This is a genomic window from Lysinibacillus sp. KCTC 33748, from assembly GCF_002237755.1.
In the GTDB taxonomy this organism is placed as follows: Bacteria; Bacillota; Bacilli; order Bacillales_A; family Planococcaceae; genus Lysinibacillus.
Map to the genome: position 1 here is coordinate 25,490 of NZ_MWSJ01000002.1, position 26,486 is coordinate 51,975.

Genomic DNA, 26,486 nt, shown 5'->3' on the forward strand with positions numbered 1-26,486 from the left:
TTTGTGGTAGATTGATTCTTAAGGCTGTTTAGTATAGATTGTTGCCCTTTCCAAAGTACTGATTATGGTGAATGCAATGCATTTTCAGAATGGTTTTCAATGAAAAAAAGTTATGAAATAACTTACAACCATATCTTATATATAGTATAACTCGTATTGATTAATTCGGTGCCAATAGATTATGTATGTTTTGCCGAATATATTATCAATGATGAAATGATACTTATTGGGATTTGAAAAATAGGCTTGAACCTATATCGGGTGCGAAAAACAACTACAATTTAAAACCTTTGACAATCATAAATCTTAAAAAACTATGTTAAACTACCAATTAAAATCTGTATTTGAGACACACATTAAACACTTTTTAGGCTGCTTGATTCCCATATATAATGGGCGTTAAGTAGCCTAATTTTTCTTGTACCGTTTCTCATGTTGATTTGAAATTTAGTTCGATAAGAATTTTTTGTGAATTTCTGGGCATTTAACGAAATTGAATAAAAGTTTTTTTGAAAAAATGAACTATTTATAATGCTAAATTGTTACTTGTGTAGAAATCGGAAAAGGAGGTGGGATTGTGGAACAAATTAGCGATGAGAGGGTATTGTTTCAAACATATTATAAAGACGTTTTCAGAGCTTGCTATTACATGCTTCAAAATAAATACGATGCAGAGGATCTTTGTCAGGATGTATTTGCAAAAGCTTTGAGTGAAGATTTTCAAGCTATACAAAATCAAAAATCTTGGTTGCTTAGTATTGCTATGAATATGTCTCGAAATTATTTAAAGAAAAAGAAAAGACTGCTATTAAAAGAAAATTTTGATTTCCTATCATTTATACGAGTTGACAATACCCAAAATATTGAGCGAACAATACAGCTCAATGAAAATAAAAGTGAGTTAGTCGATTTAATGAACAATCTGCCTGTTCGCATACGGAAGGTAATGGTATTGAAATATGTGCATGATTGTAAAGATAGAGAAATCGCTGAAATTCTAAAAATCCCTGAGGGGACGGTTAAATCGAGACTTTATAAAGGTAAAAAATTAATGAAAAAGTTTATCCAAGTAGATGAAAATTTGTTACTCGAATGGAGGGATCATCATGAGTAATATGGACGATTTAATAAAAGAAAAAGTGAAGTACGATGAAGTAGAATATCCTAATGAGAATGAAATGTGGAGTAAAATCATCCGTAAACAACGAAATCATAATTATAAAATTAAAAAACATAGCTATAAACCCAAAATTATATTAACTGCCATTATGTTTACAATTGTTTTATCAGCCACACCTGTATTTGCTAAATATACAACAGAAATCTTGGACTGGATGCGAAATATGAATAGAACAGGCGTTATTACTTCTTTAGAAAATGGCTTTGGACAGGAAATCAATAAAACTGTAGAAAACGAAGCTGGTGTATTAAATATTCATAATGTAATTTCAGATCAAAATGGGACTACTATTAACTTTAGCTTAGACATTGATCACGATTATCCAATAGATTATGCAGACTTCGAACAAGCATTACTCAAAATAAATGACGAAAAAGAAATACAGATGGAAACAAGTGCAGTATATAATCAGGAATCGGATAAATTAGTAGGGATCCTACATACAAATGAGGAAATCCCACATAACAGCCATGTTACACTTCAACTTGGTGGTGTAAAGGAGATACAGCTGAAAAGTGTAGAGTTAAAAAATGTAGTTCAATCGAACGCGTTCCCTGAAAAGATTACTATTAATCAAGATGGAGTATCACAAATAGAATTCACTTCAAATGGATATCAAAACGGGCAATATACATTGGATTATCTTATCGACCTGGAAGAGTCCAATAACATAGAAGACGCATATGTATCTTATAAAATTCAAAATGAAACCATTGCGAGTTTTGGCGTCACTCATAAACGTCCTCAAGCAAATGTCATTAAAAGAAGTGATTCACTAGAGATACAAAAAGAAGCGGTAGAAAAATTAGGGATATTTTTAAGTTATACTGATACAGTAAGTTATAAACCAGAAACGTGGAACCTGGATTTTAAATACAATCAAGATCTTGCTAAAAAGTCTACTTTTGTTATGGATATAGACGAAAAAGTTGAGGTAGGCTCACAGCAACTTCAATTTAACGAGCTTGTGATTACACCGAGTAATGTGAAGCTTTATTTTGATGAAAAATATACAGATTCTAACTCTAATATAGCTCATTTCAATTATCGTCAGATTAAATTACGAATTGGTGAACAAGAATTGTCAGGAAATTATTTTGATGATTATCTTTCCTTTGAAACACAGGAGCTAATAAAAGATATTACGAATAAAGAAATTTCACTTACTTTAAATGATGCGAAGGTTTCTTATGAAGCTGAAAAGCAAGACAAAGTAGAGCTAACAAATATTTCTGATGTGCCAAAGACTATAAAAACAGAATTAAACGGGTATCCAATTGATATTACCTACTATACAAAAGGTAATGATTTAATTGTTGAATCAGAAAGTAAGAACGAGCAATTTGGTGGTATCACACAAAATGTTATTTATCAGAATGGCAAAAGAATCTTTGCTGAAACTCGTTCTAATGATGGGGTGTTAAGAACACATAACCAAGTAGAAACATTTAAAAATATAAAGGAAAAAGATATTACATTAAACTTCTTCCTTTATACTGTCAATGAAGATCGAGCTAAAACTATTGTTTTACAGTAAATCGTTTTAACTTCTTTCAGTACGTGTTTTATGTAAAGAAAGTGAAACGGCAGTTACAAGTGTTTTCGTAGCGACAGTACACGACTGATTGATGTTTTATGGCAGATTAGCGAAACTGTTTGTACGACATCCAAAGGTAACGCTACTTTAAGGCACTTGATAATAAAAGGATGATTCAATAGAGTATAGAAAAAGCGTGTTTTGAATAATTCAAAACACGCTTTTCTTTTCCTTATATAGCATTAAATTCACTCCTCTCAGTTGCTGCCATTACTATTCATTGAAAAAGTAATAATAATATATTATAAAGGAGCAATAAAAAGATAGGAACTTAGATCTAATGAAAATTGAAATTAGTGATATTACCCAAATGCGATATGAAGAATTTCTTCAGTTTAAGATGTTAGGAAACCCTAATTATGTATTTGATATTATCTTTCCGGACACGATGAGTTTGCACATGGAAACGATTCAAATTTGGATGGAGAAAATTGATGCATTTCCAATATACTTTTGTATTCAAATTATAAATATTCATACGAATGATTTTGAATTAATTTGTAATGAAAACAGTTTAGATTTTGAATATATTGGAAAATGCGAAAATTTGAAGGTTGCTATTCTTGAAATTTTAAATAGTGAATCATTTTCTGTTCTTTTCCCTTTTATAAAATTAACAGGTAGTATGGAAGATTTAGTTTTTTGGTCTTCTAGGAGGGACTGCTTTTCAGTTGATAAAAAGAGACGTCCAAGAGGATTGTTTGATCTTGTAAATATAAACTTCGATGTTGAAACGACTGTCTTTAGTCTAATTCAAGCTGGTACTTTGTTAGAAGTTTATTCTAACAGTTCTTTTTTTAATTCATATGAAGATATTGTTAACTCGCTACCAGATTTCTCAATACCAATAAAATCAGAAGAATAATAAATAAAAAATACACCTATTGAATGATGCTATTCATCTAAACGTGAGTAATAAATTATTTAAGAATAATTTTTTTCTCAATGTGGAACCTTATTAGGGTTAAATTATTCTGCACCATTTACTCGAATTTTTGAATCTGTGCTCTAGGACATCGCTTTTTTAACTCAACGATGAACTCGAATGTATCCTTTAGTGAAATCTTGATACCTATTAAGAATAGTTAGCAAAAAACTTTTTATAGATATTTCACCAACATTTAGAGAACTAGTTAAATATTTTTCAAATAAAGAATAATTGTGATATTATTTTAAGAAACATGATTTTAATAGCGGAGGATAAATTTTTTATGAAAGTACTTGTAGTAGATGATTCCGTGTTTTCTCAAAAAACAACAATACAAACATTAAAATCTATTTACCCTGATGCTGTTTATGAAACAGCAAATGACGGTGTTGAAGGTATTGAAGTATTTGCAACTTTTCTACCTGACCTTGTATTTATGGATTTATTAATGCCTAAGATGAGTGGACAAGAGGCAATTAGACAATTATTAGAGAAATATCCAACGGCTAAAATTATCGTGCTTTCAGCTGACGTACAATTGGCGGTTCGTGACGAGGTTTTATCTGCTGGAGCGTTAGCATTTATTAATAAACCGATAAATGTTGCGAAACTGAAGGAGATAGAATTATTGATAGAAGGGTGATTTAGTTGTTGACAACAACACAAGAGGATATATTGAAAGAGCTGTATAATGTATTTGTCGGTGAGGCAGCTAACTTATTATCAGAAATTCTTCAAAAAAGAATTTTTTTGTCAGTACCAGAGATAACTTTACTAGGGTTACAAGAATTAAAGTCTGGCAATCAAGAAGAGCTGACTCCTGTAATAAATGGTACAGTACTATCTACCTCTTTAAAGTTTGGTAATGTCTTTTCTGGTAGAGCAGATTTTATTTTTCCGGCAGAGCAAATTAAATATTTGACTGCGCTTTGCTTAGGGGAAGAATATACAGAAGAGATTGAAGAGCTTTCATTTAATGATGAGGATTTTGATGTTGTAAAGGAAATAGGCAATATCATTCTAAATTCTATTATGGGTGGTATGGGAAGCCTGCTGAAGATGAAACTAGAGTACGATGTGCCACAGGTAATTTTACATAATGAAGGAGAGTTTTATAAAACACTGACTAGCTCCGGGGATAGCAATGTATTATTACTTTATGTAAGTTTTGATGTAGATGATTCAAAGGTTCTAGGCATCATTTTAATTAAGTTTTCATTAGAATCAATCGAATTTTTAATTCAAAAAGTGGACGAGATTAGTAGGGATTTGGATGAATGATTTATATGTGGCAATCGTCAATCAGCTAGATAATGGCATTATTTTATTGGATGAGCAATTGAACATTCAATTATGGAATAAATGGTTAGTCAAGTACACAGGTAGAAGTGAAGAAGAGGTTAAAGGTTTACCGATCACAACAGTTGTTCCACGTTTTGATAAAAAGATTTATGCCTATATGTTTGAAAAGGCTTTGTCGGATAAACAAAAAAGCTTTTGCTCAGCAGCGATGCATCAATATTTTGTGGAAAATAAGTGTGAAAAGATGAAGCCACCTCGTCAAAATATTTTAATTCAACATATACAAATAGAACATACATCGTATTTAATGATAGAACTTTATGATGTATCTAATCACTATAAGCGCATTCAAAACTTAAATAAGTATTTAAAAAGTTCGATTGATTTTTCCAAAAATCTGGAGCACTTTGTTTATTATGATAGTTTAACGAATTTACCGAATCGTAAATTTATGTTAGATCGTTTAGAGCGTTTAATCGAAGAAGAGGATCAGGTATTTTCGCTATTTTTCATAGATTTGAATGGCTTTAAAGCAGTAAATGACCAGTTTGGACATCTACAGGGAGATTTATTACTGCAAATGTTTGCGGAACGGTGCAAGCAATTTACTCAAAAGCAGGAAGTTTGGGCACGTCTTGGCGGAGATGAATTTGTGTTATTAGTTGAACATATCACTACGGCAAATGAAGTTGAACCGTATACAGAAAAAGTACACGAGTTATTACGGGAGCCGTTTAGCATCGAGGAACAGCAAATTGTGATTTCAGCAAGTATCGGCTGTGCGCGTTTTCCACAAGATGGGGCTACAGCGAAGCAATTATTGAGTGTAGCAGATAATCAAATGTATCTTCAAAAAGCAAAAAAAGCATAAATAAATAGATTGTCGAGCTTCATCAAGGTACAATTTTGGCATAATGCGGCACTCTTGGTTTTGATACGTATCAAAACCAAGAGTGCTTTTTGTTTTGATTAAGATCGATGTTACATATTTAAAAGGTGATATTGTTTTATGATTACAGAAAGTTTCAATGAATTAATAACAAGCGGATTCCATGTCTAATTAAGATATGATATCCGCTTGTCTCTTTCATTATAATGCTAAAAAAGGACGAACAAAATGCTAGTACACATAAATAAAGGTTCTGCTAGCAATTGATTTACACAGCAAAAGGACACAAAATAGTTATCTAATTAATAAACGTAATAAAAATGTCGGAAAATAACACAGAAATGTCACAAAAATAATAAAGATATCAGTACATTTAAAAGATAATATTCCGATATTTAATAATATCTAACGTCTATATTCATGATACATCCATTATTTAGAATAAAAAAGTAATTTCAAAATCCAGAGTAACTTTATACAAAAATTTGAATGATAAATTAATCCTCTTTTTTAAAAAAGTAAAAGCTCTATTAAACCAAATGTTATTTGAATAGTAATACTAGAATAACATTAGGAACTCCCGAAAATATTATTGTAATAGAGCAATTGAGAAATAGTGGCAGGAGGAACAAAATGAGAAATTTTTTCGAAGATCAGTACATAAATATTGATCAGCAACTAATAACCTTAGTCAGTGAAATTAGTGAATATAAAGGTATGTTGACCGCTTATAAAGAGCAAAGACCTGATATATTCACTAGCCTTGAAAAAGCTATACCCCTACAGTACATAAAAAACTATATTTCAGTTTATGAGGACATAAAAGTTTCAAATAAGCGATTAAAAGAAATTATTTTAGATGATATGATACCCCAATCAATTTCGGAAGATGCGATTTTTTGTTATTATGAAACTTTGACTCTTGTACATAAACAATCTCGTACTTTTTCTATAAGTCCAGATACTATACAAGAATTGCATTTTCAATTAATTCATTATAATACCTCTGACAGCGCGAAATGGCGCCAAAAGCCATTTTCTATTCCAGGAATTCCTGAAAAAGGGATGCACACGATTTGTTATCGTCCTCTTCCACCTGAAAATGTTCCACAGGCTATAGAACAATTATGCAACCAGTACAATTTATTAAACCGCAAAAAAGAGATGCCTACACTTATATTGATCGCTCGTTTTATATTCAATTTTTATTGCATAATCCCTTTTAGTCAAGGTAATGGTAGATTAACATTAATGTTCTTGCAATTACTATTAGTAAAAAGCGGACATACATTTGTAAAATACGTTTGTTTAGATGAATATATAAAGAAAAGAGAATCTGAATACTATGAAGCTATATTTAAATCATCGGTTAATTGGTACTGTAATGGACACAATATGAACTTTTGGTTAAAAGAGTTCTTGATGATTATTTTAGAGGCTTATAAAGATTTACATAGCAGAGTACTGGATTCTATATGTAAACATACTAAGGTAGAACGAATTCAGAATTTCATTCATAATCAACAACAACCTTTTACAAAAGATTGCATTCGGAGCATTTATCCAGATATAGCCGAAAGTACAATTAGTAAAGCTTTAACTGATTTACAATTATTAGGCGAAATTAAGCTTATCTCAAAAGGAAGAAATGCGCGCTGGATGACAGTTCAATCTTAGTCTATACCTTTTTAGGTAGGCTAATAAGTTTTTACAAAACTAAATAAAAATCTAATTAAAGAACCGATTGCCAATCTTCAATAAGCAATTGGTTCTTTACATTTCAATCTAGAAACATGAAAAATCTCAAAAGTGCCTTGTAACTACAAAGTCAATGATACCCCTCAATAATGAAAATTAAGTAGGTACCATCTCACAGCTAATATCTATTACCAGAAGAGTCTTATTGGGAATCAATATATGTAAACTTCAACTTATTTCAGCGGGTATCCAAACACCCGCTAAAATATAGGAACTCAGTCTAAGAAAACCACGCTATGGCATTACCGAAATGACCGACAACCTGCTGGCCCATGCCTAAGTACAAAGCCGATTCCAGACATAATTAAGCCAAGGAATAATTAATAGAATTATTCCAATTCACATAATTCATCCATTATTAACAAAAATATGTCATTATTTAGTCGTCAGACGACTGAACTTCGTTATATTGTGACACATTCAGATGAATATTGTTAATATTAATCCATTTTCAGACTCGGAATTACAGTGAAATAACCTATTTTAGCGTGAAATAGGTTAATTCCGTCGTTATTTGCTAAAAAATGTGTACATGACTAAAATTTACATCATAGGAAATAGAAAGAATTTTTCCTAAACTCAAGTAAATTGGGGGTGCTCAAACTAAATAAAAAATCGTAGGAATTATTTTGAAAAATATCATATAGGGAGGAAAATGGAATGAAAAGGAAATTAATTGCAGGATTAATGATAACATCCATTGTTGCTACAGGAGTTGTTCCTGTACATACTTTTGCAACGCCTATTGCTCAAGCAGAACTTCAAGAAGAGAACATGACTCTTTCTTCATCTTTAAGAAAATTAGGTGCACAATCTAAGTTAATCCAAATGTATATAGACCAATCTTTAATGAACCCGAATGTACAGCTAGATGAAGTACCAGCTTTACATACAGATCAATTCCTAATAAAACAAGATATGAAAGAATGGACATCGGAACTCTATCCAAAGTTAATTCTAATTAATTCAAAAAGTAAAGGATTTGCCACTAAATTTAATAGCTATTATCCAACATTAAAGGAATATGTAGATAATAAGGAAGATAAGGAAGGTTTCCTCGATAGGCTAGAAGTCCTTCAAGAAATGGTTATGACAAACCAAGAAGGTATTCAATATCAGATTAATGAATTAACAGATCTTCAATTACAGCTTGATAAAAAACTTAAAAATCTCGATACTGATGTGGCAAAAGCTCAGGAAGTACTTAGTTTAGAAGGAACAGGGAAGATAGACAAGCTAAAAGGTGAATTACTAGATACTAAAAAATCAATTCAAAATAATTTGCAAGAAATAGCGTTTCTACCGGGAGCTTTAAATGAACAAGGACTAAAAATATTCCAAGAGATCTATAGTCTTTCAAAAGATATTATTGAACCAGCTGCTCAAACAGCGGCAGCAGCGTATAACAAAGGAAAAGAAATTAACAACGCTATTTTAGAAGCAGAGAAAAAAGCAGAGCAAGAAGCAAAAGAAAATGGTAAAACTGCTTTAGAGATTGAAGCTGCTAAAAAAGAAGCGCGGGAATCAATAGAAAAAAATAATAAAGGTGAAATTGCAGCAGCAGCAGCTACAAAAGCGAAAGAGCATGACCTTATGAAAGTAATTGACTCAGAAAGAATCAAGAAAACATATAGTACCTTCGCTGAAGTAAATAATCTAAAGGCAGAACAACGAGCGTATTTAAATGATTTAGAGCAGCAAAACCAAAAATTATATGATTTAACAACGAAACTATCGATAGCAGATTTACAACAATCAATGCTTCTACTTATGCAACATGATTTACATACATTTGCTAGCCAAGTGGATGTAGAACTTGATCTATTGAAACGCTATAAAGAAGATTTGAATTTAATAAATAGTAGTATCACAAAGTTAAGTACTGATGCTGATACTGCTAACAATTTATCTCAAAAAGATACATTAAGACGATTAAAAAATTGTATTGGTCAACTTGAAGAACAAGTTCATAAATTTTGATAGTTTATCGAAAAAATTAGGAGGGATTAGATTTGAAGAAATTTTCATATAAGGTGTTAACCGTGGCCACTTTGGCAACGGTTATAACTGCAACTAACAGTGGTACTATTCAGGCACTTGCGCAAGAACAGAGCGTTCAAGAACAGAAAATTGAGAGTTATTACACATTAGGACCTGAAGGACTGAAGAAAGCGTTAGCTGAAACAGGTTCTCATATTCTTGTAATGGATTTGTACGCAAAAACAATGATTAAACAACCAAATGTAAATCTATCAAATATTGATTTAGGTTCTGAAGGGGGAGAGTTAATCAAAAATATTCACCTTAATCAGGAACTGTCGCGAATCAATGCGAATTATTGGTTAGATACAGCGAAGCCAAAAATTCAAAAGACAGCACGTAATATTGTAAATTACGATGAACAATTTAATAATTATTACGACACATTAATAGACACTGTAAAAAAGAAAGATAAGGAAGGGCTAAAAGAAGGTATTGGTGATTTAATCAGTTCGATTGATACAAATTCAAAAGAAGTTACAGAAGTCATAAAGATGTTAGAAGCCTTCAAAACAAAGCTATATACAAATACTATAGATTTTAAAAATAATATTGGTGGTCCAGATGGGAAAGGTGGATTAACGGCAATATTAGCGGGCAAACAGGCATTGATTCCACAACTTCAAGCTGAAATTGAGAATCTACGTTCCACTCAAAAAGCACATTTTGACAATGTACTAGCATGGTCAATTGGTGGTGGATTGGGAGCAGCTGTTTTAATTATTGGAACTATTGCAGGAGGGGTAGTAATTGTTGTGACAGGCGGAACAGCAACTCCGCTAGTTGTCGGCGGCCTTACAGCTCTCGGTGCAGCTGGTATTGGTTTAGGAACAGCAGCTGGTGTTACAGCATCTAATCATATGGACTCCTACAACGAAATTTCCAATAAAATCGGAGAATTAACGATGAAAGCCGATTTCGCTAACCAAGCAGTTATTTCACTTACTAACGCCAAAGACACTTTGACATACTTATATCAAACAGTGGATCAAGCGATCATGTCTCTAACGAATATTCAACAACAATGGAATACGATGGGGGCAAATTATAAAGACTTATATGATAATATCGATCAAATGCAAGACCATAAGCTCTCTTTAATACCTGATGATTTAAAAGCGGCTAAACAAAGTTGGAATGATATTCATAAAGATGCGGAATTTATTGCAAAAGACATTGCTTTTAAACAAGAAGATAAAAATTGAAAATAAAAAACATATAGGAGGAATATTAAATGAATAAAAAATCTCTTTACAAAGTACTCGCTGTATCGACGTTTTTAACTTTGACAACAACTTCTGTAGTCTCTCCAGTAGCAGCATTTGCAGAGACAAGTAAAATTGAGCAAACAAGCAATAGTGATACGTCTCTTTCAGCAAATGAAGTGAAGATGAAAGAAACTTTGCAAAAGGCGGGGCTTTTTGCAAAATCTATGAATGCTTATTCGTATATGTTAATTAAGAATCCAGATGTGAACTTTGAAGGGATTAAAATTAATGGATATCCGGATTTACCAGGTAAAATTGTACAAGATCAAAAGGATGCTAGAGCACACGCCCTTACATGGGATACAAAGGTAAAAAAACAGCTTATAGATACATTAACAGGTATTATTGAATACGATACAAAGTTTGAAAATTATTATGACATAATTGTAGAGGCAATAAATACAGGAGATGGAGAGACGTTAATAGAAGGGATTACAGATTTACAAGAAGAGATTCAACTAAATCAAAAGTATGCTCAACAATTAATAGAAGAATTAACGAAATTAAGAAATGATATTGGACAAGATGTTAGAGCATTTGGCAGTAATAAAGAGCTTTTACAGACAATTTTAAAAAATCAAGGGGTTGCAGTTGAGGATGATCAAAAGCGCCTAAATGAAATTTTAGAATCAGTAAACTACTATAAGAAACTAGAGTCTGATGGCATAATAACAATATCTGTGCCTTCTATTCCTACGTGGATTGCTGGTGGTGTTATGCTGGGGATAGCGAGAGATCAATTAGGTCAATTAGAACCGTTATTAGCACAATTAAGACAGACAGTTGATTATAAAACAACATTAAATCGTGTAGTTGGAATTGCACATAGTAATATTAGTGAGATGTACAATGCACTCGATGATGCTATTAATGCCCTTACTTTTATGTCTGCACAATGGAATGATTTAGACTCTCAATATTCAGGAGTATTGAGACATATCGAGAATGCATCTGATAAGGCGGAACAAAATAAATTCAAATTTTTACTACCTAATTTGAATTCAGCTAAAGACAGCTGGAAAACATTAAAAGTGGATGCAGATACATTAAAAGCAGGGATAAAAGAGTTGAAAATATAACTCGTTGTCACTCCTGCTAATTAATAAAATAAGAGGAAACAAAAGAGCGAGAAGTTAGTCCTTCTCGCTTGCTTTGCGTGCCCACTAAAACGTAGCGTGATCTAGATTAATAAATCTGATACGACCTGAACAATTAGCAAGAAAAAAATGATTGGTAATAAAATTTGAATCCATCTTGTTTTGATATAAGGGATGATCTTTAAACCTAAGAATGAGCCAACGATAGAGCCAATTGAAACAGGAATGGCGATTCCCCAATTAACTATGCCCGTAAAGTAGTAAAAGAGAAAGGCACCTGTACAACTTGAAAACGTAATCATTCTTGTTAACTCAACTGCTTTTATATAGGTATATTGCTTTTTAAGGTGATAGGTTACATTCATTAGAGCTGAGCCTGGTCCAAAACCACCATCATATATTGAAACCGCAAATGGAATAAATTTATTAATTGGTTGTTCCTCTGTCTCTTTAATATCCTTTACCATAAATTTATTACTGCAAATCACAATGAAAAATGCGAAAATTAAGAAAACACAAGCTACAATATTCATGATTTGTTCTGATAATCGAGTCGCTAAAAATGCGCCCAATACACCTCCTAAACTAGATATCATCATTAAAGATGTGAATTTTTTTAACGATAAATGACCTTTAATTATAAACGACACGACATTTGATAGAGCTGAAAGTCCTGTCGCGAATTTATTAACAGCTACGGTTGCATGAATCGGAATGCCAATAAGTAACATTGCGGGTAACAAAACGAAGCCTGCAGCGCCGAAAAGAACACCAATGACTGCTGCGAGTAAGCCAATTGTAAATAAAATAAATCCATTTACTGAAAACCATTCCTGTAGTAAAATTTCCATCAAATCACCTCTACACCTAAATTACTGCTAAACAATACATAAAACAAATATATAAAAATTGCTTATTCATAAATTAAATTTATGGATAGGGAGGAGTGAATGAAATGAATTTGCATGCATTAAGGATTTTTACGAATGTAGCAAAGCTTGGTGGAATTACTGCAGCGGCTAATAAAATGCTGCTTAGTCAACCAGCTGTCACAATTCAAATACGGAAATTAGAGAGCGAAATAGGGGTAAAATTAATTGAAGGAAAAGGGCGTGGCATTCAATTAACGCCTGAGGGGAAGTTTTTGTATGAGCAGGGAATACGTCTATTTTATTTAGAAGCACAAATTGATGAAAGGCTCGGTAAATTTTTAGCGAAAGAAGAAAAAATACATATTGCTTCTTCCTATATACCGATAAACTATATACTCCCGTCTATTATAGCAGCGTATAAGCTTGCTAATCCTTACATTGAATTTTTTGTGTCGCTAGGTAATGTAAAATCTGTGGAAGAGCAAGTTCTTAATTATGAAGTAGATTTTGGTTTTGTCGTGCAAAATAAAATGGGTCACCCTGATTTACAGTTTGAAAAAATAGTAGATATCCCTTTTTGGTTTGTTGTGCACCCATCACATTCTTTGGCAAATCAAACTGTCTCCATTTATGAATTATCGAATGAGGACTTTATTTATCGGGAACGTGGTAGCTCGACGCTTGATTTATTGGAGTCAGTTTTCTATACGTATAATTGTCCATTACCTAAATTAGGACTTCAAATGCAAGGCTTACATGAATCGATTAAAGTAGTGGAAGCAGGGTACGGTATGACTTTAGCACCGTCCTACAGTGTAACTGAAAGTATATCAAATGGAAAACTGGCTAGGGTGTATGTAGAACGTGCAAATATTCAGCAAAGTTTATTTATATGTACACGCAAATCAGATATAGAAAAGCATCCATTTATTCAGTATTTAAAAGAGCATTTAAATGCTATTAACTAACTAGTTTAAAAGAAATAGAACCAAAATCGGGAACTAGTATTTGAATGCTTATTCGCGATTTTTTTCATAGAATTGCTCTTCTTTTTTATTTCCATTCCTTGTCATAATAATATATAGTAATTGTACTCAAACACAGTGAGTAAATTAGTTCTTTAATAATAAGGAGGATATCATGGGGAGATTAGTTCATTTTGAAATTCATGTAAGTGACATGGAACGAGCAAAGAAATTTTATGGAGAGGTTTTCGGATGGTCATTTCAAGATTGGAGTGATTATGCAGGAATGCCTTACTTTGGAGCGGTGACTGGTAATGCAGACGAACCAGGAATCGATGGTGCTTTAATGCAACGTCAAAGTGCTTCTCCAGAACCAAATCAAGCTTTAAATGGATTTGCTTGTACAATGGGTGTGGAAAATTACGATGTAACGGAAGCTAAAATTATTGAGAATGGCGGCACGGTTGCAATGCCGAAATATGCTCTTCCTGGAATGGCGTGGCAGGGATACTATATTGATACCGAGGGCAATATATTCGGTATTCATCAGCCTGACAAAAATGCAAAATAGCACCATTATAATTTAAAATTATGTTTTTAAATTCAAATATAATTGATTAACTCAGAACGCTTGGTACTAGAAACCAAGCGTTTTTTGTCACTTCACAGATATTATTAATAATGATTGGCAGAAGAAAAGACGCGTAAATGATAGAAGTAACCTTATTTATGCTGATGCTCAGCAATTGTTTTTAAAAAACATTCCATCGAATTTGTCATATATGCATCTTTTCGTCGAATAAAGACGGTTGAAATAGTACCGTATTTTTTAGGAATTGGATGACAATAAACCTTGCCTGTAGTAGAAAGATGTTCAGCGGCTGATTGTGGTACAAGTGTAACCCCAAGACCGATGGCAACACTGTTTAAAATTGTCTCTAAAATATTAAATTCCATAATTCTTTTTGGCAATAAACCCTCATTTTTGAGCCAAAGTTCTAGCTTGGAACGATAGCCACAACCTTGATTAGAAACAAGGATAGGTGTAGTCATAAATTCTTCTATGCGAAAGGATTTGTTTTGTGAGATGAGAACGAGATTCTCGGTAAATACATCATATTGTTCTAAAGCAGGATGTTTAATCGGCCCAGTTATAAATGCACCATCTAATTGGTGATCCGCTACTTCTTTAATAAGTTCCTCAGTTAAACCAGCTTGTAGTGTTAAGTCGACATTCGGATATCCTTTATAGTAAGACGCTAGAATGGTAGGTAATATACTTACTGTTTCGACTGTACCGATTTTTAAAGTACCAGTTGGTGTATCACTATCTAAAAATACTTGTTTCATTTCCTCGACATCCTGCAAAATTTTATTAACGTAAGCAAGCATTTTTCGCCCTTCTGGATTTAATGTCATCCCTTTCTTATGGCGATAAAATAGCGGCGTTTTGAGCTCCTTTTCTAATAGCTTTATACGTGCAGTTACATTGGATTGTACATAATTTAATTCTTTTGCAGCATGGCTAACGCTCCCATTATTTGCGACGCTTTTGAAAATCTGTAAATCTCGTAGTTCCATCTAGCTTTCCCCCTTAAAACCTATCATTATAAATGATAGTTAACATCACTTTCAATCATTTTACGTGATGTATTTTCTTTTTTATAATTCTCATTGTGCATTTAATTTCTTTCAGGGATGTCCAAACATTCGCTGAATTAGAGGAACTCAGTCTAAAATCGCCACGTCCTGTGGCAACGACTGAGTGACCAACATCATGTTGGCCCAAAGTCTCCGGCGGATGTCACGTGATCGGAAAGGAGTTCTGAGGGGATGTTAGCCTAAAACCATCGCATCTATGCGATAACGGCTAACTGACCTGCATCGGTAAAAACGTCACGTCCTGTGGCATTACCGCAATGACCGACATCGTGTCGGCCCTCGTGTTGCTGACGCTACGTTAGCACTGCGCTTTCGCACAAAAAACATCTGCAGCCCTATGCACAAAGCCGATTCCGGACGCAATTATGCCTTGGCATAATTGATAGTAGTTATATAGAAACGAGGAAAAACAGTGAGAAGAAATCAAATAGTAGTAGGCATGATCGCATGTTTAATTGCAAGTATGTCATGGGGAGCCATGTTTCCAGTAGCAGATCATGCACTTGAATATATAAATCCGCTCTATTTTTCAACTATTCGATATGGAGCGGTATCGATTGTATTAGTCATTTTATTATGGGTGAAAGAAGGAAAGAAAGCATTTCGTTTAGAAGGGAAAGGTAAATTGCTCGTCTTTTTTGGGACGATGGCATTTACAGTTTATAATGTGCTTGTTTTCTTAGGCCAAATGTTAATGGGGAAATCTGGCGTTATGGTAGCGTCGATTATGGAAGCACTCATGCCGATGATTTCGATTGCAATTCTTTGGGGCTATAAACATGTGAAACCGAAGAAGTATATGATTAACAGCATGATCATTGCTTTTGTTGGAGCTATTTTTGTTATTACAAAAGGCGATATGGGTTTCTTTCTTACACTAAAACATAATCTAGTTTCGCTCGCACTCATTTTAATTGGTGTTGTAGGGTGGGTTATCTATACAATGGGCGGTCAAACATTTAATGATTGGTCTACGCTCCGTTATTCTACATTAACATGTGTATTTGGCACAGCTGTAACAGGTATCATCACAATAATCATGACGATACAAGGGGTTGTATCAGTCCCAAGTACGGAAACGATTTTTGCTATTAAATATGATTTATTGTTTATGATGACATTGCCGGGTATTGTAGCATTGCTTAGTTGGAATTACGGTGTGAAAATCCTATCATCCATTAACGGGATTTTATTTATTAATTTCGTTCCAATAACTACATTGGTCATTATGATGATACAAGGATACAACATAACAATTTTTGATATAGTAGGGACCTTACTTGTTATTTCGGCTCTTATTTGGAATAACATCTGTCAGCGTAGAGAAGAAAACACGATTTTGCAGGTTATGCATGAGGAAGAAGAATTGCGGCAGGCTGTTTAATATTCAATACTTGTATTTTTGCACATTTTTTAGTAAAAAATTTTTTATATAAGAGAGCATGTTTTTATTAATTTAAAAAACATGCTCTCTCTTTATTGGATCTGTAATAGATTATTTTCATTGTTTAATATATGGATACACTCTTTATTTCATTGCCTTATTAGAAAATAAACTTTATGATGGTAATGATAATCATTTTCAATTAGAAAAGGAGAGTGTAAATTGACAAAAAGACATCTTATAATTGGGATGCATTTAGCAGTGAATGGTGAGCAAGGCAAAAAAGGTGCGTTAATTGATGAACATATTGCATTTGCAAAGCGTGCTGAGGCAGCGAAATTAGATTTTGTATTTAAGGCAGATTATTTAATAGCGCATCCAGAATTAATAGCTAAAATGAAAGGAACAGTAGGGCTAGATCCAAGTTTTTTAATGGCGACGGTGGCAAGAGAAACTAAACAAATTGGTTTGGTAACAACAGTTTCAACATCATTTAATCCACCTTATATTATTGCGCGCCAATTACAATCCTTGAATTGGATTAGTGAAGGGCGTTTAGGTTGGAACCTAGTAACTTCAATTGATGGAGCATCTAATTTTAGCAACGAGTTGATGCCTACGTCAGAGGAGCGTTATGCAAAGGCAACAGAATGTAAGGATGTTGTACAGCGACTATGGCACAGCAACCCTTATGAAATATTAGAGGCAGATGGAGATTTAGAGAAAATTAAAGAGCTTGTGAAGCCAATTAACCATGATGGAGAGTATTTTCATGTAAAGGGACCATTAAATATACCTATGCATCCAGCAGGTGATATTCCTCTATTCCAAGCAGGAGCATCGGATACAGGTCGCCAATTTGCAGCAGCAGTTTCAAATGCTATTTTTGCTGCCACGCCAGATATAGAAGTGGGTATTGAATTACGTAATGACTTGCGCAAGCGAGCTGTTGAGTTAGGGCGTTCAGCAGATGACATACGTTTATTACCAGGATTGTATTTCTTTATTGGTGATACATATGGGGAAGCATTAGAAATGCACCGTAAAGCACACGAGCATTTAACAATTGAACGTCGCTATAATGCCCTAGAATCCGTAAGTGGAATGGATATTCGTCATTTAGCTCTAATGGATTGCGTAACAGCAAATATGTTACCGCCTGAAAATCAAAAAGTACGTAGTAAAACGCATGCACATCTCGTGCGCCGATATATTATAGAAAATGAGCCAACTGTTGAAGAATTGTTAGAACGTCCAGAGGTAATTGGCTCTGCACATCTTGTAGCAATTGGTACACCACAAGATATTGTGAATCAAATTGTGAATTTTTATGAAAAAGGAGCAATGGATGGCTTTATAGCTGTGCCGGGTGGTCCTGCAAAATCTTTAGATTTATTTTTTAGCGATGTTATTCCGAACTTAGTAGAACGTGGTTTATTCCGAGCTGATTATGAAGGTAGCACATTGCGTTCACACTTAGGATTAGATGTATAATGAACGATCGAAACAATCGAAAGTAGAAAAGAAAAGGGCAAGACGGTGTGAATAAATACGCTTGGTCCTTTTCTATTATTTATACTGAATTTTGTTTGATATTCTCTAATAGATGTATCGCATGGAACACATTTTTTGTTATAGTGTTTGAAAAACTAGAGAAAGGGAAAGTGCGTTATTATGATGGGAATTTTAGATTTAGAACGATTAACAAATTTATCAAATGAACAGTGTGAAATTATTTTAGATGTAGCCCAAAACCTTCAAATAATAGCTGACCTTTCTCAAGCAGATATTTTTATCAACTGTCTTTTAGAAGAAGATAACGCCTCTTTAATTGTAGCTGAGGCAAAGCCTACTACTATAGCATCTTTATATAAAAAAAGTTTGCTAGGGAAAATAGCATTTGAAGAAATGGAGCCAGGTGTATTATTTAGTTTGAAAACCGGGAAACCAATTTTTGGATCAAGAGGAATTACGGAAGAGCGTGGAGTCATGCAACAAGATATTGTTCCTATAAAAGACCTTTATGGGGAGACCATTGGGGTATTAATAAAAGAAAGAGATATTTCACAGGTAGTGCAGAACGAAAGAAATATAGAGAAGCTTATGAAAGCGACTAATAGCGGAGACAAGCAAGGTGTCTTTCAAGCCATTGTCGTTCAGGAAATTCATCATCGTGTTAAAAATAATTTACAGGTTATTTCTAGTTTATTGAGATTACAAATGCAACGTACTCACTCGGAAGAAGTGGCTGAGGTATTTAATGACAGTATATCTCGAATATCTAGTATGGCTTTAGTTCATGATTACTTGGCCCAGCGTGGAATTGAGGAAGCTGATATTAAACTTTTAATACAACAAATTTCTACTTTGTTAGTTTCCTCGTCTATTATTCCAGATCAACATATTGCTGTGTCTGTAGAAGGAGAGTCGATATTCTGTCCTTCAGATAAAGCAACAGCTGTAGCACTGATTGTTAATGAGTTAGTTCAAAATAGCATTAAACATGCTTTTCCTTCAAGTAATTTCGGGAGAATTGCTATTAATTTGAGACAACGAAAGCAAATGGTTAAGATTACAGTAACGGATGATGGATGTGGAATTGGTAATCCTTTTTCGATAGGCGATCTTTCATCTTTAGGATTACAACTTGTAGAAATGTTAGTTGAAGAGAAGCTACAAGGCGTTTTTTCATTCCCTATTTCTGAGAAAGGGACAAAAGTTTCAATAACCTTTCCGATTGTATCTACCGAGGCTAAATAATACTAATCAGGGAAGCTGATATTGTTTTCGAACTATTTACAAAATATTTGCTAGTAGTGTAGAATGAACTAAAATAATAGCTAAGGCAAAGGCGCCTTTCACGCCCGAAGAAAATTTCTTCAGGGATACGTGGAAGCGCTTTTTTTGTTTAATTGCAATCTTTAACATAATAAAAAGGGGTGTTAAATGATGAAATTGTCTTGCGTAGTAAAGGGAACTCATTATACGTTTTCGTCAGTAAAGGAGGTACTTGCAAAAGCCAGTGAAGCAAAATCCGGGGATGTGATGGCTCGTGTAGCAGCAGAATCATCACTAGAGCGTATGGCAGCAAAAGTAGTACTTAGCGAGATGCAACTGAAAGAAATTTATGAGAATCCGGTTATTCCATATGAGATCGATGAAGTAACACGCTTAATTTATGATGATATTAGCAACACGATTTATAAAGATATTCAAAATTGGACAGTCGGTGAACTAAGAAATTATATTCTGTCATCTGATACAGGTACAGATCAGTTATTGAAACTTTCAAGAGGACTAACAAGTGAAATGATTTCAGCAGTTGCTAAACTAATGTCAAGCATTGATCTTGTTCTTGCTTCACAGAAAATGAAATATCAAGCACATTGTAATACGACAATTGGAGAGCCTGGTCGTTTAGCATTTCGTTGTCAACCCAACCATCCAAATGATGTCCCGGAAGGCATTTTGTATTCAATAAAAGAAGGATTATCCTATGGAGCAGGTGATGCAGTTATTGGTATTAATCCGAATGTGGATACAATTGAATCTGTCAAAAAACTTTTGACACTTTCACATGAATTTATTGAGAACTGGAAAATTCCAACACAAAATTGTGTATTAGCCCATATAACAACACAAATGGAGGCTTTAAAACAGGGGGCGCCTATCGCACTAATGTTTCAAAGTTTAGCAGGTACACAAAAAGGGAATGAAGCGTTCGGTATATCTTCAAAAATTCTTGATGAGGGTTATGAGATGATGGCTCGATATGGTACATCTGCTGGCCCAAACTTTATGTATTTTGAAACAGGACAAGGTTCGGAAGTATCTTTAAATGCTGATTTTGGGGTAGATATGCAAACGCTTGAATCAAGAAGTTACGGTTATGCACGTCACTGGAAGCCTTTCATGGTGAATACTGTTTCAGGCTTTATTGGACCGGAGACACTCTATGATGGTCGCCAATTAATTAGAGCGGATCTCGAAGATGGATTTATGGGGAAATTACATGGCTTACCAATGGGTATTGCACCCACTTACACAAATCATATGGATGCCGACCAAAATGATCAGGAAGTTGCAGGTATCATAACAGCAGTTGCAGGTGCAAATTTTTATATGGGAGTACCGGGTGGAGATGATGTCATGCTGAATTATCAAGATACAAGCTATCACGATGATGCTAGTTTGCGTGAGATTCTAGGATTACGACCACTTCGAGAGTTTGAAAAATGGTTGGAGAATATGGGCCTAATGGAAAATGGGAAGTTGACAAAACGAGCAGGAGACTTATCAATTTTTGATTGAGGAGGGGGAATCAAAATGGATATTCAAGAAATTCGAGATATTGTTCAAAGAGTAGTAGAAGAAGTACAGAAAAACATGAATTCGCCAAAAAACGATACCGCTCAAACTAAAGAAGAAGTCATACATTTTCCAGAAGGACGTATAAAAGGGGTAGACAAGCCGCATAACGCGGCATCCATTGAACGAGCACAAAGTATTACACCTGCACGTATAGGTATTGGTCGAACTGGCACTCGAATGTTGACGACAAGTTATTTGCAATTTTTAATTGACCATGCAGCCGCACAGGATGCTGTATTAAGAGATGTCAGTGATGATTTTCTTCAAAAGATGGGTTTACACAAGCTGGAAACACAAGCAAATGATATGAAATCTTACTTAATGGATTTAGATGCTGGCCGAAAGTTATCAGATGAATCTATGAAGTATCTTGAACAAAACGGGGATAAAGGAAAAAATGTTCAAATTATTGTTTGTGATGGATTGAGCTCCTCGGCAGTAGAAGCCAATGTAGCTGATTTACTACCTGCTTTAATACAAGGATTAAAATTAAAAAATATAAGCGTTGCAACTCCATTTTTTATTAAGCGGGGGCGTGTGTGGGTGCAAGACGAAGTGGCTGCTATTGTTAATTGTGACCTTGTTATTTCGTTGATTGGCGAAAGGCCAGGTTTAAATACAGATGAAAGCCTGAGTGCTTACATGATTTATCGGCCGACCGAAAAAACAGTTGAAGCCGATCGGACGGTCATTTCAAATATTCATAAAGATGGGCTGACTTCACTTGAAGCGGGTGCTTATTTATCTGATTTAATCGAACAAATGCTTTTAGCAAAGTGTACAGGCGTTTCATTTGCGCAACAAAGGAATATCAACATATAGAAAACTTCCTGCAAGAAAGGTTGTGGTGTGATGAAAAAACGGATTCTAATTGCTGAGGACGAACCAATTATCAGGCTGGACTTAAAAATATTGCTTCGGAAAAACGGTTATGAGGTAGTCGGGGAAGCAGGAAATGGTGATCGAGCGATCGAGCTCGCTTTTAAATTAAAGCCAGATCTTGTGTTAATGGATATAGAAATGCCAAAATTAAATGGGTTAAAAGCAAGCGAAGTTATTGGGCGGCAGTTAGATATACCAGTGTTGTTGATTACTGCATATAGTCAAAAAGAATTTATAGAGAAGTCTAGGCAAGATAATATTATGGGCTATTTAGTGAAGCCCGTTTCTGAAGGCAGCTTAATTCCCGCAATGATGATTGCATTACAACAAGCTAAGAGGACACAAACATTAAAACAATCTTTACGATTAACACAAGCAAAAATTCAAAAGCGAAAGATGATTGAACGAACAAAAGGGCAACTTGAAGGATGAGGTTTTTTATAAAACGCTACAGTTAAAGCAAGTGATGAAAATATTTTTCTACTATAACAAACTTAATCTCACTTAAACTAGAAAGGTTAAAACTTTCTATATTTAGGTGAGATTTTTATATTCAAAAATAATACAGGTCATTGTGGTGGAGTACTTGAATGTATAAAAGTTTCTCTCTACTTAACCTAATGATACATAAGGTTAAGTTTAGTAGAATAATATGAAACTATTTATAAATCTCAGTCGTATAAAAAAATAAGGAGCTTCTGGATAGAGAAATCTACGTGAATATAAAAACAATATTTATAAAGGGAAGTGTGTTATGCAATTCGAAGGTGCAATGTTAGAATATCGTTTGCAAAAAGGTAAAGACAAGTTTGAACCAATCTATTATTATACTAATATTGACTTGCCACAAATTTTAACAAGAAGAGAATGCGAATTTTTTATTAAAGAAGGTAAGACTTATAAACAATTGTCTTCTGCTATTGAAGATGAATTATTCGTGATTTATGTAGAATTGTATGAAGAAACACCAATGGAAATGCAAGAGCTCTTATGTGAAGGTATTAAACTTGAAATTCGTGAGTTAAACGCCTATAAAAATCATCCGTTAATAACATTTGAATATATGGCGAATCATTTAGATATTTTAAGCATGATCGGCAGTATATATACATATATCGAAGACAAGGAATGGGAGCGGGACTCAGCTGAAATTGATGAAGACCGAGGTGTGTATGTTTTATATGTTACGCCAACAGGATATATGCTTGCAACATAGGAAGGTGGATTTTTAGCATGAAGAAAACAAAGAAGATGATGACAGGAGCATTAGCAGCGGCGGCTTTGGTAACGTTAACTGCTTGTGGAGAGGAAAGGGGCTATGCAGAGCCAGCAGGGACGGATTGCGATGATTGGGATTGGGATAAGGAGACAGGTACGTATTATTGCGATGATAATGATTCAACTTATGCGCGTAGTTACTACCATGGTGGGAAATATTATGGAACAAAAACATCATTACAAAAAAGTGCTGACTATAAAACATATGTATCGAATTACAAGTCAGGAATAGGCAGTGGTTCAAAAGGCGGTTTTGGAGGGTAATGATGAACCGATTTCGAGAAAATCGACAACATTTTTTTAGCCAAATAAAGGATTTTTGGCATGACATATATGGGATGGAATATGCTCTATTTGATATTAAGAGAGAAAATGCAGAAACGATTAATAGGATTCGCCAAGCAACTGACCAGATAGGCCATATTTTTTATAAGTCGGCTGCTTTGTTGCGTATGGTAGATGATGAGACACTTTTGCGCCTTGGATTTCCCACTGAAACTCACTCCTTCATCCGTTTGCAAACACTACCAGTTGAAAGTGTCATTGCTCGTTTAGATTTAGTAGTGACCGATGAACAAGTAAAATTGCTTGAAATAAACGCAGATACACCTACATTTATAAAAGAAACTTTTTTTGTGAATGGAAAAGTGTGTGAACAGTTTGAGATGCAAAATCCAAACGAAGGCTGCGAAGACCAGTTAAAACAAGCAATTTTGAAAGCTGTAACGTCGTCGTTTCGTACGAGGAGAAAATATGAAGCTAGCAATATTGTTTTCGTAGCACACTCGGAACATGAAGAAGATAAATTGACAACAATGTATTTAAAGGACCTCTCTGGATTACAAAGTCAGTATATGGACTTTAGTCACCTACAACTTGTAGATGAGCCAATTCTAGAAAATGAAGAAGTTGTCCTACCACAAGGTCTTTATGATAGAAGCGGAGAAAAAATCGATGTTTTATATCGACAGACGTATCCTATTGAACATTTGATATATGATGAAGATCCAATAACGAAGGAAAAAGTGGGTCAATCGTTAATGAAGCTAGTGGAACAGCAAGACTTAGCCATTGTGAATCCACCTTCTGCTTTTTTACTACAATCTAAGGCAATAATGGCACTCATTTGGGGGCTACATGAGGAACGACATTCTTTTTATACACCTGAAGAACATAACGCAATACATAAATATTTTTTACCAACTTATCTAGATCCAGATGTTTTTTTACAACAAGGACAAAGTTTTGTGAAAAAGCCTTCATTTGGTCGCGAAGGAGACACTGTTGAGATTTTTTCAAATACAGGTAAAAAAATTGCGGAAGATATTCATAAAACATTTAAAGATGAACTTCCTGTTTATCAACAATTTATAGAGCTACCACAAACTATGATTCAAACAGAACAAGGTCCCAAACAAGCACATTATATGTATGGTTGCTTTTATATTAATGGTAAGGCAAGTGCAATTGGTATTCGCGCAGGGGGACAAATTACAGATAACGGATCTTATTTTCTACCAATAGGCTATTAGAAAATTGTAAGAATTTAAGCGTAAAGTAAAACAAACTGAAGCACGATAAAAGGAGTGTGTATTGGAATGGGATATTTCTCATTAGATAGTTTTTTAAATTTTTTATTATATACAGGGACAGGGTTAATTCTCATTTTGATTGGGATTGTTGCATTTGCTTTTACAACAAAATTTTCAGAGTGGAACTTAATTAAAGAAGGCAATATGGCAGTTGCATTAAAGCTATGGGGAAAAGTGATTGGATTAGGCATCACATTATATACAGTATGGTCTTCAAGTGTTCATATACTTGATGCTTTTATTTGGGGGTTAATCGGAATTGCTACACAAGTAGTTGTGTATTTGATTATTGAATACGTGTTAACACCAAAAACAAGCTTGGAGAAAAAAGTGGAAGAAGGAAATACTGCAGTAGGCTTCAGTTTATTTGCAGTGGGCATTACGGTAGGATTAATTATAGCAGGAAGTTTATCGTATTAATAAAGTATATTTGATAAAACTATAATAATGCATTAAAGGGAGCATGTTTTTATGAATGAAAACATGCTCTCTTTATATTTAATGTTCACATCTGACGCCGCCTAGTCGGAATGAAAATCAACGACACGTTATGGTGATGAGTAGAAATATAGAAGGGATATTTCCTTGTATGCCGAAATAAACAAGAGTACAAATAGAGAGCAATATTTCTATATAATTGTACAATTTAACGGTGACTACCATCTTATAAGGAGTGATGTAGTATGTATATAAAAATAACAGGTTGTTTTATTAGTAGGGGAATACTTATTTAGTAGAGAGTTCGTGATCAAGGATTTCTCTACTACTAGAGGAGGAATCGGAAATTTGATTAGTTTAAGATCAATTGATCAAAGTAATTGGGAAGCTTGTATTCAACTGAAGCCTAAGCAAGAACAGGAAGCATTTATTGCTTCGAATCTGTATTCAATTGCAGAAAGTAAATTTTTACCACACATGAAGATCAAGGCAATCTATTGTGAAGATATACTTATCGGTTTTGCAATGTACGGGATCGATTCGGATGATGGAAACTATTGGGTGTATAGATTTATGATTGATGAGCAATTTCAAGGGCGTGGACATGGCAAGAGCGCAATGGAATTGATTATTGAAAACATCCGGAGTAGAGATGATCGGACTGACGTCATCTGGCTCGGGTATCAGCCAGACAACGAGCAAGCAAGAAAACTATATGCCAGTGTGGGTTTTAAAGAGTCAGGAATGGCACCTTGGGGAGAAATGCTAGCAAAATATAGTTTTCATTAGAATGTCTAAATGAATAATAAATGTTGCGTAACTAATGTTTACTTTGCTCCCATGTCGCAATAGTTTGAATTACAATTTATAAATCTATGTCAATATAAAAAAGTAGCATTTTACACAATGTAAAATGCTACTTGGAAAAAGGAAAACTATGCTGTTTTCTTTTGTTTGGATACGGGAACAGAACGATTTAACTT

General features: G+C 34.1%; 25 protein-coding genes. 23 read left to right on the forward strand and 2 right to left on the reverse strand.

Going from position 1 to position 26,486, the window contains the following annotated elements; translation table 11 throughout:
• Positions 1–577 precede the first annotated feature (577 nt).
• The 10 genes from B1B04_RS02885 to hblA all read left to right on the forward strand — a co-directional run bounded on the left by B1B04_RS02885 (position 578) and on the right by hblA (position 12,041).
• The gene (locus tag B1B04_RS02885; protein ID WP_079559836.1) at positions 578–1,114 is read left to right on the forward strand and encodes an RNA polymerase sigma factor; all 537 of its coding nucleotides are present in this window, start codon (positions 578–580) and stop codon (positions 1,112–1,114) included.
• The gene (locus tag B1B04_RS02890) at positions 1,107–2,717 is read left to right on the forward strand and encodes a DUF4179 domain-containing protein (protein WP_079559837.1); all 1,611 of its coding nucleotides are present in this window, start codon (positions 1,107–1,109) and stop codon (positions 2,715–2,717) included. The genes B1B04_RS02885 and B1B04_RS02890 overlap by 8 nt, the downstream gene beginning before the upstream one ends.
• A 340-nt stretch (positions 2,718–3,057) precedes the next feature.
• Positions 3,058–3,642 carry a hypothetical protein gene (locus B1B04_RS02895; RefSeq protein ID WP_079559838.1) on the forward strand — a complete coding sequence of 195 codons (585 nt, stop codon included), beginning with the start codon at positions 3,058–3,060 and terminating at the stop codon, positions 3,640–3,642.
• A gap of 346 nt (positions 3,643–3,988) precedes the next feature.
• Entirely contained in the window at positions 3,989–4,348 is a 360-nt protein-coding gene (locus tag B1B04_RS02900) for a response regulator (RefSeq protein WP_094075061.1), read from the forward strand.
• A gap of 8 nt (positions 4,349–4,356) precedes the next feature.
• Entirely contained in the window at positions 4,357–4,986 is a 630-nt protein-coding gene (locus tag B1B04_RS02905; RefSeq protein WP_139376935.1) for a chemotaxis protein CheC, read from the forward strand.
• A complete protein-coding gene (locus tag B1B04_RS02910) occupies positions 4,979–5,878 on the forward strand; it encodes a diguanylate cyclase domain-containing protein (protein ID WP_079559841.1) in 900 nt (299 codons plus the stop codon). Before B1B04_RS02905 ends, B1B04_RS02910 begins: the two co-directional genes overlap by 8 nt.
• Positions 5,879–6,529: 651 nt before the next feature.
• The gene (locus tag B1B04_RS02915; protein ID WP_079559842.1) at positions 6,530–7,573 is read left to right on the forward strand and encodes a Fic family protein; all 1,044 of its coding nucleotides are present in this window, start codon (positions 6,530–6,532) and stop codon (positions 7,571–7,573) included.
• 741 nt (positions 7,574–8,314) lie between these two features.
• Positions 8,315–9,634, forward strand: coding sequence for a hemolysin BL lytic component L2 (gene hblC / locus B1B04_RS02920; protein ID WP_079559843.1), 1,320 nt, complete (start codon positions 8,315–8,317; stop codon positions 9,632–9,634).
• A 32-nt stretch (positions 9,635–9,666) separates the two neighbouring features.
• Positions 9,667–10,899 carry a hemolysin BL lytic component L1 gene (gene hblD, locus B1B04_RS02925; RefSeq protein WP_079559844.1) on the forward strand — a complete coding sequence of 411 codons (1,233 nt, stop codon included), beginning with the start codon at positions 9,667–9,669 and terminating at the stop codon, positions 10,897–10,899.
• A 29-nt stretch (positions 10,900–10,928) separates the two neighbouring features.
• On the forward strand, positions 10,929–12,041 hold the full coding sequence (gene hblA / locus B1B04_RS02930) for a hemolysin BL binding component B (RefSeq protein WP_079559845.1): 1,113 nt from the start codon (positions 10,929–10,931) through the stop codon (positions 12,039–12,041).
• A gap of 101 nt (positions 12,042–12,142) precedes the next feature.
• Here the strand turns inward: hblA and B1B04_RS02935 are convergent, their stop codons facing one another.
• Positions 12,143–12,910 carry a sulfite exporter TauE/SafE family protein gene (locus B1B04_RS02935; RefSeq protein ID WP_079559846.1) on the reverse strand — a complete coding sequence of 256 codons (768 nt, stop codon included), beginning with the start codon at positions 12,908–12,910 and terminating at the stop codon, positions 12,143–12,145.
• Between the two features lie 104 nt (positions 12,911–13,014).
• On the opposite strand from B1B04_RS02935, the gene B1B04_RS02940 reads away from it, so the two are divergent.
• Entirely contained in the window at positions 13,015–13,899 is an 885-nt protein-coding gene (locus tag B1B04_RS02940) for a LysR family transcriptional regulator (RefSeq protein ID WP_079559847.1), read from the forward strand.
• Between the two features lie 172 nt (positions 13,900–14,071).
• Positions 14,072–14,467 carry a VOC family protein gene (locus B1B04_RS02945; RefSeq protein WP_079559848.1) on the forward strand — a complete coding sequence of 132 codons (396 nt, stop codon included), beginning with the start codon at positions 14,072–14,074 and terminating at the stop codon, positions 14,465–14,467.
• A 152-nt stretch (positions 14,468–14,619) separates the two neighbouring features.
• Here B1B04_RS02945 and B1B04_RS02950 read toward each other — a convergent pair whose 3' ends face one another.
• Positions 14,620–15,477 (reverse strand): LysR family transcriptional regulator, encoded by an 858-nt coding sequence (locus B1B04_RS02950; RefSeq protein WP_079559849.1) that lies wholly within the window; start codon positions 15,475–15,477, stop codon positions 14,620–14,622.
• A gap of 520 nt (positions 15,478–15,997) precedes the next feature.
• Here B1B04_RS02950 and B1B04_RS02955 point away from each other — a divergent pair.
• The 11 genes from B1B04_RS02955 to B1B04_RS03005 all read left to right on the forward strand — a co-directional run bounded on the left by B1B04_RS02955 (position 15,998) and on the right by B1B04_RS03005 (position 26,292).
• Positions 15,998–16,942 carry a DMT family transporter gene (locus B1B04_RS02955; protein WP_481817174.1) on the forward strand — a complete coding sequence of 315 codons (945 nt, stop codon included), beginning with the start codon at positions 15,998–16,000 and terminating at the stop codon, positions 16,940–16,942.
• 249 nt (positions 16,943–17,191) lie between these two features.
• Positions 17,192–18,436 (forward strand): NtaA/DmoA family FMN-dependent monooxygenase, encoded by a 1,245-nt coding sequence (locus B1B04_RS02960; RefSeq protein WP_079560348.1) that lies wholly within the window; start codon positions 17,192–17,194, stop codon positions 18,434–18,436.
• Positions 18,437–18,616: 180 nt separating this feature from the next.
• A complete protein-coding gene (locus B1B04_RS02965) occupies positions 18,617–19,702 on the forward strand; it encodes a sensor histidine kinase (protein WP_079559851.1) in 1,086 nt (361 codons plus the stop codon).
• Positions 19,703–19,891: 189 nt separating this feature from the next.
• Complete coding sequence (locus tag B1B04_RS02970) at positions 19,892–21,253, forward strand: ethanolamine ammonia-lyase subunit EutB (protein WP_079559852.1); 1,362 nt, start codon at positions 19,892–19,894, stop codon at positions 21,251–21,253.
• Between the two features lie 15 nt (positions 21,254–21,268).
• A complete protein-coding gene (gene eutC, locus B1B04_RS02975; RefSeq protein WP_079559853.1) occupies positions 21,269–22,135 on the forward strand; it encodes an ethanolamine ammonia-lyase subunit EutC in 867 nt (288 codons plus the stop codon).
• Positions 22,136–22,165: 30 nt separating this feature from the next.
• Complete coding sequence (locus tag B1B04_RS02980; RefSeq protein WP_094075062.1) at positions 22,166–22,627, forward strand: ANTAR domain-containing response regulator; 462 nt, start codon at positions 22,166–22,168, stop codon at positions 22,625–22,627.
• Positions 22,628–22,949: 322 nt separating this feature from the next.
• On the forward strand, positions 22,950–23,411 hold the full coding sequence (locus B1B04_RS02985; protein WP_079559854.1) for a hypothetical protein: 462 nt from the start codon (positions 22,950–22,952) through the stop codon (positions 23,409–23,411).
• A 17-nt stretch (positions 23,412–23,428) separates the two neighbouring features.
• Positions 23,429–23,737, forward strand: coding sequence for a hypothetical protein (locus B1B04_RS02990; protein WP_079559855.1), 309 nt, complete (start codon positions 23,429–23,431; stop codon positions 23,735–23,737).
• Positions 23,738–23,739: 2 nt separating this feature from the next.
• Entirely contained in the window at positions 23,740–25,005 is a 1,266-nt protein-coding gene (locus tag B1B04_RS02995; RefSeq protein ID WP_079559856.1) for a glutathionylspermidine synthase family protein, read from the forward strand.
• A 66-nt stretch (positions 25,006–25,071) separates the two neighbouring features.
• Positions 25,072–25,485 (forward strand): DUF350 domain-containing protein, encoded by a 414-nt coding sequence (locus B1B04_RS03000; protein WP_079559857.1) that lies wholly within the window; start codon positions 25,072–25,074, stop codon positions 25,483–25,485.
• A gap of 366 nt (positions 25,486–25,851) precedes the next feature.
• Positions 25,852–26,292, forward strand: coding sequence for a GNAT family N-acetyltransferase (locus B1B04_RS03005; protein ID WP_079559858.1), 441 nt, complete (start codon positions 25,852–25,854; stop codon positions 26,290–26,292).
• Positions 26,293–26,486 lie beyond the last annotated feature (194 nt).